Origin of the sequence: Brucella ciceri, from assembly GCF_041930145.1 — a bacterium.
In the GTDB taxonomy this organism is placed as follows: Bacteria; Pseudomonadota; Alphaproteobacteria; order Rhizobiales; family Rhizobiaceae; genus Brucella; species Brucella intermedia.
The window spans coordinates 1-15,951 of sequence record NZ_JBHEEV010000006.1; the positions used below are offsets into that span (position 1 = coordinate 1).

Sequence of the window (15,951 nt, forward strand, 5' to 3'; positions counted from 1 at the left end):
GGCAGTAGGGCAGTAGGGCAGTAGGGCAGTAGGGCAGTAGGGCAGTAGGGCAGTAGGGCAGTAGGGCAGTAGGGCAGTAGGGCAGAGAAGGATATGTGCGTTGAGGTCGTCCGCAACAAAACATATTCCCCTACTCCCTTATTCCCCTATTCCCTTAACATACTGCCTTACTGCCCTACTGCCTTATTGCCTTAGCCGACTGCCTTACTCACGCCGCTTTCTTTTCATTCAACTGAATCAAGGGATGGCGGGGCGACTTGGCTGCTCATTCAAAAGTTTTCTTTCGAAACTTCACCGTTTGGTAACCCAGATTAAGGCACTTTAATCGGCAACTGAGCGGGACGGCGTGATGAACGGCGGCATCCCGATATTCAAGTTTGAAGCAAACGAAAGAGAACCGGTAAAAACCAATGCTTGGAAAATCGATCGTCGCGGCTTCTGTGTTCATGATTGGGATGGCGGGCTCGGCACTCGCCCAGACCCCGAGCCAGATCAGCCAGTTCAATGCCTGGGGCGCCTACAGCTATCAGTCGGGCAACGGCAAGGTCTGCTATGTCCTCTCCGTACCGACCCAGAAGGCTCCGGCCAGTGTCGATCACGGTGACAACTTCTTCCTCGTGAGCCAGAAGCCCGGCCAGAACATCTCGTTCGAACCGCAATTCATGGCCGGTTACGACCTCAACACCAATGCCAAGGTCGTCGTCTCCATCGGCAACCGCAGTTTCAACATGTTCGTCAACGGCAAGTCGGGCTGGATGGAAAATGCAGCCGAAGAGCCGCAGCTCATCGCAGCCATGCGCGGCGGTTCGGAGATGAAGGTGCAGGCGCAGTCGAAGCGGGGCACCAAGACCAACTACACCTATTCGCTGAAGGGCATTTCGGATGCGCTGAAAGCCATCCAGAAGTGCAAATGATCCAGACGATCGGATAGAGTTCAGAAGCCGGGCCATGTGCCCGGCTTTTTGGTTTGGCGCTGCTATTCCCGCAGCCGTGCATGGCAGACAAGACTCCATGTAGGATGACGAATGCGATATTGTGTGCTAAGAGCGCGCGCAACAAGGGTCGAAAAGCCAGGTGCCGGACCCTATTTATCCATGAATTCGGGCCAGATTGTCTGGCGAAGCTTATCGGCGCGCTTCCGGCGGTCGTCTCCAACAGTTGAAAACAGATGTCCATTTCGTTCGACCTTACCATTGATGATACGCGCGACCAGCTTGCCCGCCATGCGCGCGCCAGCCTGGAGGCAAAGCCGTCGCTTATCGGCATGTCACGCGAGGAAATGGCGCAAGCGCTGATCAAGGTCGGCGTGCCGGAACGCCAGACGAAAATGCGTATCAGCCAGCTGTGGCACTGGCTCTATGTGCGCGGCGTTTCCGACTTCGCCGACATGCGCAATATTTCCAAGGATTTGCGCGCCCTGCTGGCGCAGCATTTCACCATTGCGCGGCCCGAAGTGGTCGAGGAACAGATTTCGCAGGATGGCACCCGCAAGTGGCTGTTCCGCTTTCCGCCGCGCGGCGCTGGCCGCCCCGTCGAAATCGAAAGCGTCTATATCCCTGAGGAAGGCCGCGGCACGCTGTGCATTTCCAGCCAGGTCGGCTGCACGCTCACCTGCTCGTTCTGCCATACCGGCACGCAGAAGCTGGTGCGCAACCTCACCTCGGAAGAAATTCTGGCGCAGCTTTTGACCGCCCGTGACCGGCTTGGCGATTTTCCTGACAAGGATACGCCGGACGGCGCAATGGTGCCTGCCGAAGGGCGCAAGATCACCAATATCGTGATGATGGGCATGGGCGAGCCGCTCTATAATTTCGAGGAAGTGAAGAAGGCCCTGCTGATCGCCTCCGATGGCGACGGCCTGTCCCTTTCCAAGCGCCGCATCACGCTTTCGACCTCCGGCGTCGTGCCGGAAATCTATCGCACCGGCGACGAGATCGGCGTCATGCTCGCCATTTCGCTGCACGCAGTGCGCGACGAGTTGCGCGACATTCTGGTGCCGATCAACAAGAAGTATCCGCTGGAACAGCTCATCAAGGCCTGCCGCGAATATCCGGGCCTGTCCAATGCCAAGCGCATCACCTTCGAATATGTGATGCTCAAGGACATCAATGACAGCCTTGAGGACGCCAAGCTTCTGGTGAAGCTGTTGCAGGGCATTCCGGCCAAGATCAACCTGATCCCGTTCAATCCGTGGCCTGGCACCAATTACCAGTGCTCGGAATGGGAGCAGATCGAGAAATTTGCCGATTATGTGAATGCGGCTGGCTACGCATCGCCGATCCGCACGCCGCGCGGCCGCGACATTCTCGCCGCCTGCGGCCAGCTCAAGTCGGAATCCGAGCGCATGCGCAAGAGCGAGCGCCTTGCGCTCGAAGCCATGATGATCGCCGGGCATGGTGAATAACAGTCCGATGGGGGAGCGCGCTTGAACGATACTCTCGACTATATCATGCGCTTCGTCGTCGTCGTGTTCGGCTATTGCTGCGCTGTACTGGCGGCAGGCTGGTTTCTGGCCGCCATCCTGTTCCGTACCCTCGGCATCGATTCCTTCATGAACGATTTCGTCATGATGGCGAGCGATACGGATGCCGGTTCGTTCTTCGCGGCCACCAGCTTCTGGAGCGCCGTGTTCGTCAGCGGTTTCGCGCTTGCGGTACTGGCCGGCGGGTTCAGCTTCCTGCCCGCCCTCATCCTGATCATCCTGGCGGAAGCGCGCGGTTACAAGTCGTCGCTGTTCTACTGCGTTGCGGGCGCACTGATCGGGCTTGCGGCAGCTAGCGCATCGCTTCCGTTCAGCGATAACCGGAGCGTACAGGAAAGCTCGCTCTGGATTGCAGCCATAGCAGGCGCCGGCGTCGTCGGCAGCTTCGTCTACTGGCTGCTCGCTGGCCGCAATGCCGGACGGCTTCTATCCCGCCCGACCAACTGATTTTTACTTCGCCTGTGCGGTGATGATCTTCAGCGCGAAGGCCGAGAATACGCCCGCAAACATCCAGTCCACGATGCGCGTCACGGTCGGGTTCTTTTTCAGGAGCCCGGCGAAACGGTCCGCTGCCACCACCATCGGAATGGTGAAGGGCAGCGCCATCGGAATGAACGACAGGCCGAGGAAGAACAATTTGCCCATGGCATGCGGGTCATGGGCCGAGACGAACTGCGGCAGGAAGGTCATGTTGAACAGGATGATCTTCGGATTGAGCAGGTTGATGCCAAGCCCCGTCAGCCAGTTCTGGAACAGCGTATGCTTCTTGCCGCCATTCTTTTCCGGCGAGAAGGCCGATCCCTTGCGGATCGCCTGCACGGCCAGAAAGACCAGATAGCCCGCGCCTACGATTTTCAGCGCCGTGAAGGCAGCCGGAGAAGCGATGATCAGCGCCGAAAGGCCGAGCGCCACCATGGTGGTGTGGATGACGATGCCGGTGCTGGCGCCAGCCATGCAGGCAAAGCCCGCGGCCTTGCCTTCGGACAGGGCGCGCCCGACGAACAGCGTCATGTCGGGGCCGGGCGTGATGGAAAGGATCGCGGTTGCTATCGCGAACTGGACAAAGATCGTCCATTCGGGGATGAAGGTCAGGTTCGTCAGAAAAGACATCGAAATGTGCTCCAAGAGATGGCGCACGCTAGAATAATTTCCCGGCAAAGGGAACAGTGGAATGGAGACCGGAATGCTGCTGATCGTGGGGACCGTCCGCCTGCCGCCGGAAAACCTCGAGCGGGCGCGCGAAGCCATGCGGGTCATGATCGCGGCCAGCCGCGCGGAGGATGGCTGCGTGGACTATGGCTATGCCGAGGACGTGCTGGAGCCCGGCCTGATCCACGTCAAGGAATTCTGGCGCGACAGAGCCTCGCTCGACCGTCATTTCGCCTCCCCCCATATCGCCGCATGGCGCGCGACATGGCCCGAGCTTGGCATCAGCGACCGCAATCTCGTCATTTATGAAGTTGGCGAACCACAGATCACGTAATACGCATGAGTTTTCGCGATAAGTCGCAGTTCGTCGGCTTGCACGCGGCTTGGCAACTGGTAAAAGACTTGCGGATATATCTGTTGGAGTTCCGCTCCAACCGCCACCGCATCAGACGGAAGTGAATTATGAGCAAGTGGAAAGACGTTAAGAAAGTCGTTCTCGCCTATTCGGGCGGCCTCGACACCTCGATCATCCTGAAGTGGCTTCAGACGGAACTGGGCGCGGAAGTCGTGACCTTTACCGCCGATCTGGGCCAGGGCGAAGAACTTGAACCGGCCCGCAAGAAGGCGGAAATGCTGGGCATCAAGGAAATCTTCATCGAGGACGTGCGCGAAGAATTCGTGCGCGATTTCGTCTTCCCGATGTTCCGCGCCAATGCCGTCTATGAAGGCGTCTACCTGCTCGGCACCTCGATTGCCCGCCCGCTGATCTCCAAGCACCTGATCGACATCGCCAGGAAGACCGGCGCCGACGCCATCGCGCATGGCGCGACCGGCAAGGGCAACGACCAGGTTCGTTTCGAGCTTTCCGCTTACGCGCTGAACCCGGACATCAAGATCATCGCCCCGTGGCGCGACTGGTCGTTCAAGAGCCGCACCCATCTGCTGGAATTCGCCGAACAGCATCAGATCCCCGTCGCCAAGGACAAGAAGGGCGAAGCGCCGTTCTCCGTCGACGCCAACCTGCTGCACTCCTCGTCCGAGGGCAAGGTTCTGGAAGATCCGGCTGTCGAGGCTCCCGAATATGTGCATATGCGCACCATTTCGCCGGAAACCGCGCCCGACAAGGCAACGATCATCAAGATTGGCTTTGAAAAGGGCGACGCCGTTTCGATCAACGGCGAGCGCCTGTCGCCTGCGACACTGCTTGCCAAGCTCAACGACTATGGCCGCGACAACGGCATCGGCCGTCTCGACCTCGTGGAAAACCGCTTCGTCGGCATGAAGTCCCGCGGCGTCTACGAAACGCCGGGCGGCACGATCCTGCTTGCCGCACACCGCGCCATCGAATCCATCACGCTCGACCGTGGTGCGGCGCACCTGAAAGACGAACTGATGCCGCGCTATGCGGAACTCATCTATTACGGCTTCTGGTTCTCGCCGGAACGCGAAATGCTGCAGGCGGCAATCGATCACAGCCAGCGCCATGTCGAAGGCGAAGTCACGCTCAAGCTCTACAAGGGCAATGTGATGGTGATCGGCCGTGAATCGGAAAAGTCGCTCTATTCCGACAAGCTCGTCACCTTCGAAGACGATCAGGGCGCCTACGACCAGAAGGACGCCGCAGGCTTCATCAAGCTCAATGCGCTGCGTCTGCGCACGCTCGCCGCGCGTGATCGCAAATAAGCATATCCAACCCGGACAAAAGCCCGCCTTCCCGGCGGGCTTTTTGTTTTTAGAGCAGGACGTGAATCTTGTCTGTCTATCTGGCCCTGCCTGCCTGCATTCTGCTTGGCATTTATCTGCTGGTCCGCTGCATTTCCATTCTATGGAAAATCATTGCGCCTGAGGTCCGCCACCAGTTTGCGGGCAACGCCCGGCCACACGTCTTTCATTTGCCAAACGCCGGGCGATACGCGATCAGCATCGTGTTTCCGCCGTTTACCATTTTCCCCGGCACAGCCTATTTCTCAACGCAGTTTGCCATCAAGTCGCGCGCGACCGGCGCGCCGATTGCCTATCATTCCACAAGCCGCTTTCTGTTGAGCGTCCGGCGGACGGATATGCGCGGCAATGCTTCCCATGCCTTGGGATATTTCGACTGCATGACAGCCGGGGATTACGAAATCACCTGCCTGACCCCTGAAAAGATCAGGGCGAATTTCCGGCTGGAAATAACGCCCCATGTTTCGGTCCTGAAACTCGCGCCCGTCATCGCTGGAACCATTCTTGCCGCTGGAATGAGCGTGGGCGGGACGATTGTCTTTCTGCTCTGGATGGCCGGCAAAATTTGATGATGTCAGACTGCGTTCTTGATTGCCGCCAGCATCTTTTCCTCACCGGGACGCAAGGTCAGCACCCGCACGCCATTGGCCGTGACGGCGACCGTGTGCTCGAACTGCGCTGACAGTTTGCCGTCACGCGTCACCACCGTCCAGCCGTCCTTTTCCTGCTTCACCTTGGCCGTACCCTGATTGAGCATCGGCTCGATGGTGAACACCATGCCTTCGCGCAGGCGAACCCCGGTGCCGGGCTTGCCGAAATGCAGGACCTGCGGTTCCTCGTGCATTTCGCGACCGATGCCATGGCCGCAATATTCCCGCACGATGCTGTAATCATGCCGCTTGGCGTGGCGTTCGATGGCATGGCCGATATCGCCGAGCGTCGCGCCGGGGCGCACGGCGGCAATTCCCTTCCACAGCGCCTCATAGGTCACGCGGACCAGCCGCGAGGCAAAGGGCGCAACTTCGCCCACCATGTAGGTCTTGCTGGAATCGGCGATATAGCCGTCCTTTTCCAGCGTGATGTCGAAGTTGATGATCTCGCCGTTTTGAATGATCTCGTCATTCGACGGCATGCCATGGCAGACGACCTCGTTCCTGGAGCTGTTCAGCACATAAGGATAGTCATATTGCCCCTTGCTGGCAGGCCGCGCCTGCAATTCGCGGGTGATGTAGTCCTCGACCAGATCGTTGACCTGCATCGTGGTCATGCCCGCCAGCGGGGTACGGTCGAGAAGGGCAAAAACCGAGGCGAGCAGCGCGCCGGATGCCGCCATCTTTTCCACTTCGGCCGGCGTCTTGGTCATGACGGCTGCACTTCCAGCACCGGCAGAACCGGCAGCTCAACCTGCGCTGCGCGCAACTGCATCTGCACGATCTCGTTGAACGACAGGTCGGGATGGGCCTGCGCCAGCATGCCGATCTTCATCCAGTATTCAGCCTGCGCATTGATCGAACGGCACATGACGTCGCTCGCCTTGCGCAGTTCTTCATGCAGCTCGTCACCGATCTTTACGATACCCATAACAGTGTCCAGAATAAGCGTTTGATATACGAACCATATATAAACCGTATATGCGCATCGTTCAAGCTTTCTACTCTTTCTCCTCAGCCAATCAAATCATTTGCATTTAATACGGTACCTTACTATAAGGTGCCGTATGGAAATTATCGAGCAAAAGCACCGTGCCCTTCTGGGCGAAATGGAACGCCGGCACAGCCCGTCCACCGACGCGCTGAAAGCCTGTTTTGAAGTCTTGTCGCTTGCTGCGGCCATTGACCGGGATTGCGCCAGCCGACTGGCGCCGCACAAGCTTTCTGAGGGCAAGTTCGTCCTGCTGTTTCTGCTGCACGATGCGCCCGAGGGCCTCTCGCCGCACGCGCTTTCGGAACGCGCAGGCGTCACGCGCGCCACCATCACCGGCCTGCTGGACGGGCTGGAGCGCGACGGTTTCCTCAAGCGCCACGCGGATAGCGCGGACCGCCGCAAGCTGACTGTCCGGCTGACATCCGAAGGAGTGCTGCTGGCGCAACAGCTTTTCGAACAACATACCGCATGGATTGCAAGCCTGATGAGCGATCTCTCGTCAGGCGAACAGCAGCTTCTCAGCACCTTGCTGCGCCGCATCTGGAGCCGCACCGATGCCGGTCGCTCCTTCAAGATCAATGAAACCCTAAGGGATATGACATGACCTATTACCTCGCCGAGCTTTATTCCCCGAAATCGAGCTGGCACGCACTCGATGCTGAAGGCCGGCAGGCCTTCTTCGAGAAAGTCGGCGCGGGCATGGGCGGACTTGCGGCGCTCGGTATCGAGGCTTTGGCGTTGGGGCCTGTCGACGCGACAAAGCCTTTTGCACCCGGTCAGAATTTCTTCGCCATCTGGCGTTTCCCGGACGAAGCAGCCCTCGACATGCTGATTGCCGGAATCACCGCCACCGGCTGGCATGATTATTTCGACACGATCAATGCGGCTGGCGCTGGCACGGACCTGCCCGGTCATCTGGAGCAACTGGCAGGCGTGCCTTTCCGTGAAGCTGCCTGATACTACAGTTGCATTCTTCGTGAGGCCGGGGCTGAAAGAGCGCCTTGTCTGCCTTCCGGGGCCCGCCTACCTTCAAATACGCACCGCTCCGGTACTCGAAAGTCACTCTTTCGCCACGGCCCGACGAATTTGCAACTGGGGTGCCAGCTGATCGCATGACGATAAATGCTTCCTCTCAGAGCGACCTTTGTGCGTCCCAATGGACGCAGGGCGCTCCAGGGAGGGATTTTTCTTATCCACACATGCTCCCGGCTGATCCCGCCGACTGATCCCGCCGACGGATCCCGCTTGACTCTTGCCTCGCTCGATTCAATACTAGAACAAATAGAGAACAATTTGACAGGAATCGAACGTGAGCGGCATCGACATCGCGGCGTTGCGGCGCATGGTTACGGCCATTGCAGGCAATGATCCGCAAGGCAGTTTTGCCAGCAGGACAGGAAGCGAGGACAGGTGCGGTTTTGCGCGCGCCCGCAGTTTCACGCTTGGCCTTGCCGGGGCCGATGCCGCCTTTCCGCATGGTCTGGCGGGCGATGCGCTGCACGAGGTCTTTGCCGAAAATCCGGGCGCGCATATGGCGGCGACCGGCTTTGCGCTCGCCTTTGCCGCCCGCGCGGCCGAGCGCTCCACACAATATCGGCGCCCCATCATCTGGATCGAGGAGGAAAAGGCTGCAAGCGAATATGGCGGGCTTTATCCGCCGGGGCTCCATGCCTTCGGCATCGATCCGTCGCGGCTTCTGATCGTGCGCTGCCCCACGGCGCAGGATGTGCTGAAAGCGGCAAACGATGCGCTGGAAGCGGGCAGCGGCGGCAAGGCCTCGCATCTTGTTTCCGGCGTCGTCGCCTCGGTGACAGGCCAGCCGAAATGTCTCGACCTCACCGCCTCGCGCCGCCTGCTTCTTGCAACAGAAACCGCGCAGCTGCCCGTCATCCTGCTCAGGAGCCACCGGACGGCGGTGCAAAGCGCTGCCGTCAGCCGCTGGCGGGTGGCGCCCGCGCCATCGCGTTCAAGCGGAGCGAGTGCGCCGGGAAAGCCCGCCTTTTCCGCCGTGCTGGAGCGCAACCGCCACGGCACATGCGGACAATGGATCATGGAATGGAACAATGAAACCCTTGAATTTGGTGCACGAGAACGGGACGGCAGAACGCTTGTTTCTCGCCCTGTGGTTTCCGTTTCTGCCGACCGACCGGCTTCGCCGCGCCGTTCCGCATGACGGCAGGGAGCGCCCGCCCCTGGTGGTGACCGAGCGCACGGCCAATGCGCTGCGCCTGACGGCGGTGGATGCGGCGGCGGCAAGGCTCGGTCTTTTCCCCGGCATGGCGCTGACGGATGCCCGCGCCCGCGTGGAAAGGCTGGAAGTGGCGGCCGCAGCACCAGAACAGGATGCGGCATTGCTCAAGCGCCTTGCCCATTGGTGCGAGCGCTACACTCCGCTCGTCGCCTATGATGAGCCGCATGGGCTGATGCTCGACATAACCGGCTGCGCGCATCTGTTCGGCGGGCTCGCCGCCATGCGCGCCGACGCCATCGGCCGCATCGAACGCGCCGGGCTGAAGGTGCAGGCAGCGATTGCCGACAACAGTTTTGCCGCACGGCTTCTGGCACGGGGAACGAAGGGCGGTGTCTTTAGCAAGGCGGAGGCCGACCGGCAGCTTCCCCGCCTGCCGCTTTCCGCGCTTGAACTGACGCAAGCCGCCGAAACCGGACTCAAGCGCGCCGGGCTGAAACGCATCGGCGATGTGATGGGGCTTCCGCGCGCCGCGCTCACCGCCCGTTTCGGCACCGATCTTGCGACCCGGCTCGACCGGCTGGCGCGACGCGAGCGGGCGCCGATTTCCCCCTTGCGCATCCTGCCGCTCCGCACCGCCGAACGCCGCCTGTCGGAACCCGTCACGGGGATGGAGCTGGTCGAACACATATTGCAGGAACTGGCGCAGGCGCTTTTTGCGCAGCTTGAACCGGAGGGCAAGGGCGCGCTGCTGATCGAGGCCTCCTTCTTCCGTGTCGATGGCGACGTGCGCCATATCCATATCGAAACCGGCCAGCCCTTGCGCGACGACAGGGTTTTTCTGCGCCTTGCCCGCGAAAGGCTCAACGCCTTGACCTCTCCCCTCGACGCCGGTTTCGGCTTCGACATGATCCGGCTGGCGGCGTTGCGCTGCGCACCCGTCGCCCAGCGCCAGACGGGGCTCGACCAGCATGAGGAGGATGAAGCGGGTTTCAGCCAGCTTGTCGACCGGCTTTCGGCGCGGCTTGGACAGGACCGCGTTCTCGTTTCCTTTTCGCGCAACACCCATATTCCCGAACGCGCCTTCGGCCTGCGCCCTGCCCTCCATACGGACGGCAAGGGCGAAGCCGGTCATGAAAGCGTTCCGATGCTTCCCTCAGGGCTTCCCCCGGCGCTTTCCCCAGTGCTTCCCGGCGATCCGCCCGCGCGCCCCATAAAACTGTTTCGCCCGCCGCAATTGATCGAAAGCGTGGCGGAAGTGCCTGACAGTCCGCCTTCCTTCTTCCTGTGGCGGCGGGTGCGCCATCAGGTGCGCCTTGCCGAAGGGCCGGAACGGATCGAGCCGGAATGGTGGCGTGCAATCGGCCAGAACGTGCCGGAACTGCGTGATTATTACCGGGTGGAGGACGAAAACGGCCAGCGTTTCTGGATTTTTCGCGAGGGGCTTTATGACGGTCTCAATCATCCGCGCTGGTTTCTGCATGGGTTGTTTGCGTGATGGCACAATTTTTTGAAATGGCTACTGCCAGCAATTTTTCCTTCCTTTGCGGCGCATCGCATCCGCAGGAACTGGTTTTGCAAGCCCATGCGCTTGGCCTGTCCGGCATAGGCATTGCCGACCGCAACACGCTCGCCGGTGTGGTGCGCGCCCATGCGGCATGGAAGGAATTTCGCGACAAGAGCGATTTCCGGCTGTTCATCGGCTGCCGCCTGTCCTTCACCGACGGAACGCCGGACATGGTCGTCTATCCGCGTGATCGCGCCGCCTATGGGCAATTGTGCCGCCTGCTGACCGAAGGCAAGACCCGCGCCGCCGCCAAGGGGGAATGCCATCTCGAATGGAGCGACCTGCTGTTTCGCGCCCGGCAATTCCAGATCGCGGTCTTTCCTCCCGAGGACGACAGGCCGGACTTTGCCGACCGCCTGGCGGATATCGCCAAGGCCGCCCCCGGCTCCGTCTGGCTGGCTCTCGCCATGCCGCATCAGGGGCACGACGGGCGCCGCGCGGAACGCATCGCCCGTTTCGCAGCCGAAGCCAATGTGCCACTGATCGCCACCAATGACGTGCTCTATCATCATCCCGACCGCCGCGCGCTTCAGGACGTGCTGACGGCAACCCGCCACTACACGACTGTTTTTGCAGCCGGGCGGCTTCTGGAAAAGAATGCCGAACGTCATCTGAAACCGCCGAAGGAAATGCTGCGGCTGTTCCGCGATTATCCCGAAGCCGTCGCGGCGACCGCCGATTTCGCGGCGCCCATCACCTTCCGGCTTGACGAGCTGAAATATGCCTATCCCGATGAACCCATTCCGCCCGGCAAGACGGCACGGCAGCATCTTCATGATCTCACCTGGGAAGGCGCTGCCCGCCATTACGGCGCGGACACGATCCCGCCCAAGGTGCAGGCGCTGATCAACAAGGAGCTGGCGCTGATTGCCCAGCTTCAATACGAACCCTATTTTCTCACCGTCTATGACATTGTGAACTATGCCCGCAAAGAAGAGATTCTGTGTCAGGGGCGCGGCTCGGCGGCCAATTCCGTCGTCTGTTTCTGCCTCGGCATTACCGGCGTGAACCCGACGGAAGTGGACCTCCTGTTCGAGCGCTTCATCTCCGCCGAGCGGCAGGAACCGCCGGATATCGATGTCGATTTCGAGCATGAGCGCCGCGAAGAGGTGATGCAATATGTCTATGACCGCTACTCAAGGGACCGCGCCGCCATTGTCGCGACCGTCATCAGCTATCGGTCCCGCAGCGCCATTCGCGATGTCGGCAAGGCGCTGGGCCTGACCGAAGACGTGACGGCGGCGCTCGCCAATACGGTGTGGGGCATATCGGGCGGCGGCATCGACAAGCAGCATATAAGACAGGCGGGCCTTGATCCCGAGAACCCCATCATCCGGCGCGCGGTGGAACTCGCCATCACGCTGATCGGCTTTCCGCGTCATCTGTCGCAGCATGTCGGCGGTTTCGTGCTCACCCGCGACCGGCTGGACGAGACCGTGCCCATCGGCCCGGCGGCAATGAAGGACCGCTCCTTCATCGAATGGGACAAGGACGATATCGACGAGGTGGGGCTGATGAAGGTCGATGTTCTGTCGCTCGGCATGCTCACCTGCATCCGCAAGGCATTGGACCTCATTCACCAGCACAAGCCGCAGCTTTATGGCGGCGAAAAGCTGACGCTGGCCAATCTGCCGCGCGAAGACAAGCGCGTCTACGACATGCTGTGCACGGGCGATTCGCTCGGCGTGTTTCAGGTGGAAAGCCGCGCCCAGATGAACATGCTGCCACGCCTGAAACCGCGTGAGTTCTACGATCTCGTCATCGAGGTCGCCATTGTGCGCCCCGGCCCCATTCAGGGCGACATGGTGCATCCTTACCTGCGCCGGCGAAACGGACAGGAGCCCTCCACCTTGCCTTCGCCCGCGCCGGAGCACGGCCCGCCGGACGAGCTGCGGCAGATTCTCGGCAAGACGATGGGCGTCCCGCTTTTTCAGGAACAGGCGATGCGCATTGCCATGGAGGCCGCAAAATTCACCCCCGATGAGGCCAACCAGCTGCGCCGCGCCATGGCCACCTTCCGCAAGATGGGCACCATCCATACGATGGAGCAAAAGATGATCGAAGGCATGGTCAGGCGCGGCTACGAGCGGACCTTTGCCGAAAACTGCTTCAATCAGATCAAGGGCTTCGGCGAATATGGCTTTCCCGAAAGCCATGCGGCGAGCTTTGCGCATCTGGTCTATATTTCCGCATGGCTCAAATGCCACCATCCGGAAGTGTTCGCCGCCGCCCTTCTCAATTCCCAGCCCATGGGTTTTTACGCGCCCGCCCAGATCGTGCGCGATGCCCGCGAGCATGGCGTGACGGTGCTGCCCGTCGATGTGAATTTCAGCCAATGGGATAATATTCTGGAGGAAACGCCCGATATTCGCCTGGCGCTGCGGCTCGGCTTCCGCCAGATCGACGGTTTTTCCAAACGGGACACCGAACTCCTGATTGCCGACCGGCAGGAGCCCTACAGCACTATCGAGGACATGCACCGGCGGCTGCGGCTCGACCGGCGCGCCTTCACTCTTCTGGCCGATGCCGATGCCTTCGGCTCGCTCGATATCGACCGCCGCGCCGCATTGTGGGCCGTGCGCCGCCTGCCCAATGACGAAACGCTGCCGCTGTTCCGCGCCGCAGCGACCAGCGAGCTGGCGGAGGAACCGCGCACAAAACTTCCCGAAATGGCGGCATCCGAGCATGTGATTGCCGATTACGAGACGACGCGGCTTTCGCTGAAAGGGCATCCGCTGCAATATCTGCGCGAGGGGCTTGCGACGGAAGGCGTTTCCACCTGCCGCGCCGTGCAGGAAGGCGCCGACGGACGCCGCATGAAAGTGGCGGGCGTCGTCACCGTGCGCCAGCGCCCCGGCAGCGCCAAGGGCGTGGTGTTCCTCACCATCGAGGATGAAACCGGCATCGCCAATATCGTCGTCTGGCCGAAGATCATGAAGGCGTTTCGCCGCGAAGTGATGGGGGCGCGGCTGATCCATATCGAAGGCCGCATCCAGCGCAGCCCCGAAGGGGTGGTGCATCTGGTGGCGGCGAAATTGCAGGACCGTTCGGCAGCGCTGATCGAGATGAGCGGGCGCGAAGCGCAGCGCCTCGTCGCCCCATCCCAGATGGCGCATCATCCGCGAAATGTAAAAATCATGCCGAACTCACGGGACTTCCATTAGGATTCAGCTTCTGACGGCCTGCAAATGGCGCTTTGCTGCGCTTCCGGTGCTCATGTACCTTAAAGTACACTCCGCTCCGGTTCTCGCAAAACACCATTTTCGGCACGTCATAAGCTGAATCCGGGATGCCGCCCTTTTCGTTAGTTCCACGCGCCAACGAAAAGCACATGAGCACCGGAAGCGCAGAAGTGTGCCATTTGCAGGCCGTCAGAGCCGAAATAGACCGGACTTCAGTTCCATGTGCCGACAACGAACACAGCACAATAATGCAGCGCCGCGCCCACCACGACAAAGCCGTGCCAGATGGCATTCTGGAACCGCAGCCGCTCCCAGACATGGAAGATCACGCCCAGCGAATAGATTATGCCGCCGGCTGCAATCAGCCAGAAGACCGCTGGCGGCAGCGACTGCACCATGGTGTCATAAACCATGACGCCACTCCAGCCGAGCGCTAGATAAAGCAGGATCGACAGCCGGTCGAAACGCCCCGGCATGAACAGTTTCAGCGTGATGCCGACCGAAGCCACGCTCCACACGAAAAGCAGCAGCGGCAGCGCACGGTCGCCCATATGCATGGCAAAGGGCGTGTAGGTTCCGGCAATCAGCAGGTAGATCGCCGAATGGTCGAAACGGCGCAGGAACCATTTGGTCGGGGAAACCGGCCAGATATTGTAGACAGCCGAAATTCCGAGCGCCACCAGAAGGCTTACGAGATAGACGCCCGACGAGATCGAGGTCACTGCCGGCATGTTCGGCAGGAAATGGACCAGCATGGCAACCGCGCCGACAAGCGCCAGCCCCACACCCAGAACATGGATGACGCCATCGGCCCACAATTCGGCCCGGTCATATTTCCACTTGATGGGGTGCGGCAATCTCACATTCATGCGGTCTTCCTGTCGTCGGTTCCAGAGCGCATCGCGAAAGTGTGGAACGGTTTTCGGAAAAGATGCGCGTGAAACATGGAGATAGAGCGCCGGTCCGATCAGATCAGATCGAAATGCGCTCTCAACAGGAAACTGCCATTAGATTGCAGCGTCAAGATGACAGTTAGCTCAATGAGCATTTCTTCTGACGCGCACCTTATCCCGAAAACCGGACTCCACTTTTCGGGTGCGCTCTATTGAGCCGCCGGTGTGTAGGAAGCCTGGATGGGAGCCACGCCCGGAAGCGGTGCGGCGGCACCTTCCGGCAATGATGCGGGCTGGATGGACGCGGCTGCCTCACGGGTCGGGCCGCTGCGCTTCCAGCTGCCGTCAAGGCCCGTTTCCTGCAACAGCCCCTTGCGCTTGGCATCGTAATAATAGCCGCGCGCATAATAGCGGACCGCCTGGCTTTCGTCGCCGCCCGCCACCTTGTAGGCGCCGGACAGATAGCGCACCGCATATTTCAGATTGGTTTCCGCATCGAGCAGGCCCTTGGCCGCGCCCGTATACCCCATGCCGCGCGCGGTCGGATGGCTGATCTGCATCAGGCCCCAATAAGGACCGTTGCGCGCACCCGGATTGAACCGGCTTTCACGATGCACGACCCGGCGCACAAGGCGTTCCGGCACGTCATAGGCGACGGAATATTTGGTGATGAGCGTGTCCAGATCCTTAGGCGCGCTGTCCGGCGTCTCAAACGCCATGTTGGCAGCAACGGATGCCGGAGAAGCGGCGGCCTGCGCACCGGCATAGGCCATCATCGGTTCGGACTGGCCGCGAATGCCGGGAATGGGAACGACGGCGGGCAGGACGGGATCGGAAGGATCGGTCACCGCCGCGACGGTCTGCGTTCCAGCAGCAGCGGCGGCAGCGCCCGCATCGGCTGTCGCCGTGCCTGCGGCATCTGCTGTGGCACCGGCGGCGCCGCCTGCGGCGGCAACGGTCGTGCCGGATGTATCGGTCTGCGTGATCAGCGCGGTTTTCACCGGCTTGCCGCCATCGGTGGTGTTGCAGGCGCTGAGCGCCACGGCGCAACCCAGAAGCAGAATGCCCTTGCGGACCATATCAGCGGAAGAAGAAGAAAGCTGGAGACGCATGACCGGACCCGT

The 15,951-nt window shown here is 60.8% G+C and carries 16 protein-coding genes; 11 read left to right on the forward strand and 5 right to left on the reverse strand.

All coding sequences use genetic code 11. From position 1 onward, the window contains the following. Positions 1 to 410 precede the first annotated feature (410 nt). The 3 genes from JNC63_RS13025 (at position 411) to JNC63_RS13035 (ending at position 2,929) form a co-directional block, all read left to right on the forward strand. Positions 411 to 914, forward strand: coding sequence for an invasion associated locus B family protein (locus tag JNC63_RS13025; protein WP_006465808.1), 504 nt, complete (start codon positions 411 to 413; stop codon positions 912 to 914). Positions 915 to 1,168: 254 nt separating this feature from the next. After that, complete coding sequence (gene rlmN / locus JNC63_RS13030; protein WP_021587727.1) at positions 1,169 to 2,404, forward strand: dual-specificity RNA methyltransferase RlmN; 1,236 nt, start codon at positions 1,169 to 1,171, stop codon at positions 2,402 to 2,404. Between the two features lie 21 nt (positions 2,405 to 2,425). Next, positions 2,426 to 2,929 (forward strand): hypothetical protein, encoded by a 504-nt coding sequence (locus JNC63_RS13035; protein ID WP_063619920.1) that lies wholly within the window; start codon positions 2,426 to 2,428, stop codon positions 2,927 to 2,929. 3 nt (positions 2,930 to 2,932) lie between these two features. On the opposite strand, the gene JNC63_RS13040 is transcribed toward JNC63_RS13035, so the two are convergent. Beyond that, positions 2,933 to 3,592: a LysE family translocator gene (locus JNC63_RS13040; RefSeq protein ID WP_006472946.1), complete on the reverse strand. Its 660-nt coding sequence runs from the start codon at positions 3,590 to 3,592 to the stop codon at positions 2,933 to 2,935. Positions 3,593 to 3,665: 73 nt separating this feature from the next. On the opposite strand from JNC63_RS13040, the gene JNC63_RS13045 reads away from it, so the two are divergent. From JNC63_RS13045 to JNC63_RS13055, 3 genes are all read left to right on the forward strand, one after another. Next, positions 3,666 to 3,965, forward strand: coding sequence for a putative quinol monooxygenase (locus JNC63_RS13045; protein ID WP_063620066.1), 300 nt, complete (start codon positions 3,666 to 3,668; stop codon positions 3,963 to 3,965). 128 nt (positions 3,966 to 4,093) lie between these two features. Beyond that, positions 4,094 to 5,314 (forward strand): argininosuccinate synthase, encoded by a 1,221-nt coding sequence (locus JNC63_RS13050; RefSeq protein ID WP_006465803.1) that lies wholly within the window; start codon positions 4,094 to 4,096, stop codon positions 5,312 to 5,314. A gap of 68 nt (positions 5,315 to 5,382) precedes the next feature. Continuing rightward, a complete protein-coding gene (locus tag JNC63_RS13055; protein ID WP_241084705.1) occupies positions 5,383 to 5,922 on the forward strand; it encodes a hypothetical protein in 540 nt (179 codons plus the stop codon). A gap of 5 nt (positions 5,923 to 5,927) precedes the next feature. Here the strand turns inward: JNC63_RS13055 and map are convergent, their stop codons facing one another. Continuing rightward, positions 5,928 to 6,716, reverse strand: coding sequence for a type I methionyl aminopeptidase (gene map / locus JNC63_RS13060; RefSeq protein ID WP_063619919.1), 789 nt, complete (start codon positions 6,714 to 6,716; stop codon positions 5,928 to 5,930). Then, positions 6,713 to 6,934: a ParD-like family protein gene (locus tag JNC63_RS13065; RefSeq protein WP_006472948.1), complete on the reverse strand. Its 222-nt coding sequence runs from the start codon at positions 6,932 to 6,934 to the stop codon at positions 6,713 to 6,715. Before JNC63_RS13065 ends, map begins: the two co-directional genes overlap by 4 nt. A gap of 136 nt (positions 6,935 to 7,070) precedes the next feature. Between JNC63_RS13065 and JNC63_RS13070 the strand changes: the two genes are divergently transcribed. The 5 genes from JNC63_RS13070 to JNC63_RS13090 all read left to right on the forward strand — a co-directional run bounded on the left by JNC63_RS13070 (position 7,071) and on the right by JNC63_RS13090 (position 13,916). Further along, positions 7,071 to 7,601 carry a MarR family winged helix-turn-helix transcriptional regulator gene (locus JNC63_RS13070; protein WP_063619918.1) on the forward strand — a complete coding sequence of 177 codons (531 nt, stop codon included), beginning with the start codon at positions 7,071 to 7,073 and terminating at the stop codon, positions 7,599 to 7,601. Beyond that, positions 7,598 to 7,954, forward strand: a complete 357-nt coding sequence (locus tag JNC63_RS13075; protein WP_063619917.1) for a DUF6616 family protein — start codon at positions 7,598 to 7,600, stop codon at positions 7,952 to 7,954. The genes JNC63_RS13070 and JNC63_RS13075 overlap by 4 nt, the downstream gene beginning before the upstream one ends. A gap of 352 nt (positions 7,955 to 8,306) precedes the next feature. After that, positions 8,307 to 9,170: an ImuA family protein gene (locus JNC63_RS13080; protein ID WP_006465797.1), complete on the forward strand. Its 864-nt coding sequence runs from the start codon at positions 8,307 to 8,309 to the stop codon at positions 9,168 to 9,170. Continuing rightward, positions 9,106 to 10,683: a Y-family DNA polymerase gene (locus JNC63_RS13085; protein WP_063619916.1), complete on the forward strand. Its 1,578-nt coding sequence runs from the start codon at positions 9,106 to 9,108 to the stop codon at positions 10,681 to 10,683. Before JNC63_RS13080 ends, JNC63_RS13085 begins: the two co-directional genes overlap by 65 nt. Then, complete coding sequence (locus JNC63_RS13090) at positions 10,683 to 13,916, forward strand: error-prone DNA polymerase (RefSeq protein WP_063619915.1); 3,234 nt, start codon at positions 10,683 to 10,685, stop codon at positions 13,914 to 13,916. The genes JNC63_RS13085 and JNC63_RS13090 overlap by 1 nt, the downstream gene beginning before the upstream one ends. A 230-nt stretch (positions 13,917 to 14,146) precedes the next feature. On the opposite strand, the gene trhA is transcribed toward JNC63_RS13090, so the two are convergent. After that, positions 14,147 to 14,803 (reverse strand): PAQR family membrane homeostasis protein TrhA, encoded by a 657-nt coding sequence (trhA, locus tag JNC63_RS13095; protein WP_063881801.1) that lies wholly within the window; start codon positions 14,801 to 14,803, stop codon positions 14,147 to 14,149. A 233-nt stretch (positions 14,804 to 15,036) separates the two neighbouring features. Then, positions 15,037 to 15,939: a lytic transglycosylase domain-containing protein gene (locus tag JNC63_RS13100; protein WP_063619913.1), complete on the reverse strand. Its 903-nt coding sequence runs from the start codon at positions 15,937 to 15,939 to the stop codon at positions 15,037 to 15,039. Positions 15,940 to 15,951: the final 12 nt, after the last annotated feature.

Coding starts and splice junctions, on each gene's coding strand:
- JNC63_RS13040 (WP_006472946.1), bottom strand. CDS start 3,592: ATGTCTTTTCTGACGAACCTGACCTTCATCCCCGAATGGACGATCTTT.
- JNC63_RS13075 (WP_063619917.1), top strand. CDS start 7,598: ATGACCTATTACCTCGCCGAGCTTTATTCCCCGAAATCGAGCTGGCAC.
- rlmN (WP_021587727.1), top strand. CDS start 1,169: ATGTCCATTTCGTTCGACCTTACCATTGATGATACGCGCGACCAGCTT.
- JNC63_RS13100 (WP_063619913.1), bottom strand. CDS start 15,939: ATGCGTCTCCAGCTTTCTTCTTCTTCCGCTGATATGGTCCGCAAGGGC.
- JNC63_RS13065 (WP_006472948.1), bottom strand. CDS start 6,934: ATGGGTATCGTAAAGATCGGTGACGAGCTGCATGAAGAACTGCGCAAG.
- JNC63_RS13090 (WP_063619915.1), top strand. CDS start 10,683: ATGGCACAATTTTTTGAAATGGCTACTGCCAGCAATTTTTCCTTCCTT.
- JNC63_RS13050 (WP_006465803.1), top strand. CDS start 4,094: ATGAGCAAGTGGAAAGACGTTAAGAAAGTCGTTCTCGCCTATTCGGGC.
- map (WP_063619919.1), bottom strand. CDS start 6,716: ATGACCAAGACGCCGGCCGAAGTGGAAAAGATGGCGGCATCCGGCGCG.
- JNC63_RS13045 (WP_063620066.1), top strand. CDS start 3,666: ATGCTGCTGATCGTGGGGACCGTCCGCCTGCCGCCGGAAAACCTCGAG.
- JNC63_RS13070 (WP_063619918.1), top strand. CDS start 7,071: ATGGAAATTATCGAGCAAAAGCACCGTGCCCTTCTGGGCGAAATGGAA.
- JNC63_RS13025 (WP_006465808.1), top strand. CDS start 411: ATGCTTGGAAAATCGATCGTCGCGGCTTCTGTGTTCATGATTGGGATG.
- trhA (WP_063881801.1), bottom strand. CDS start 14,803: ATGAATGTGAGATTGCCGCACCCCATCAAGTGGAAATATGACCGGGCC.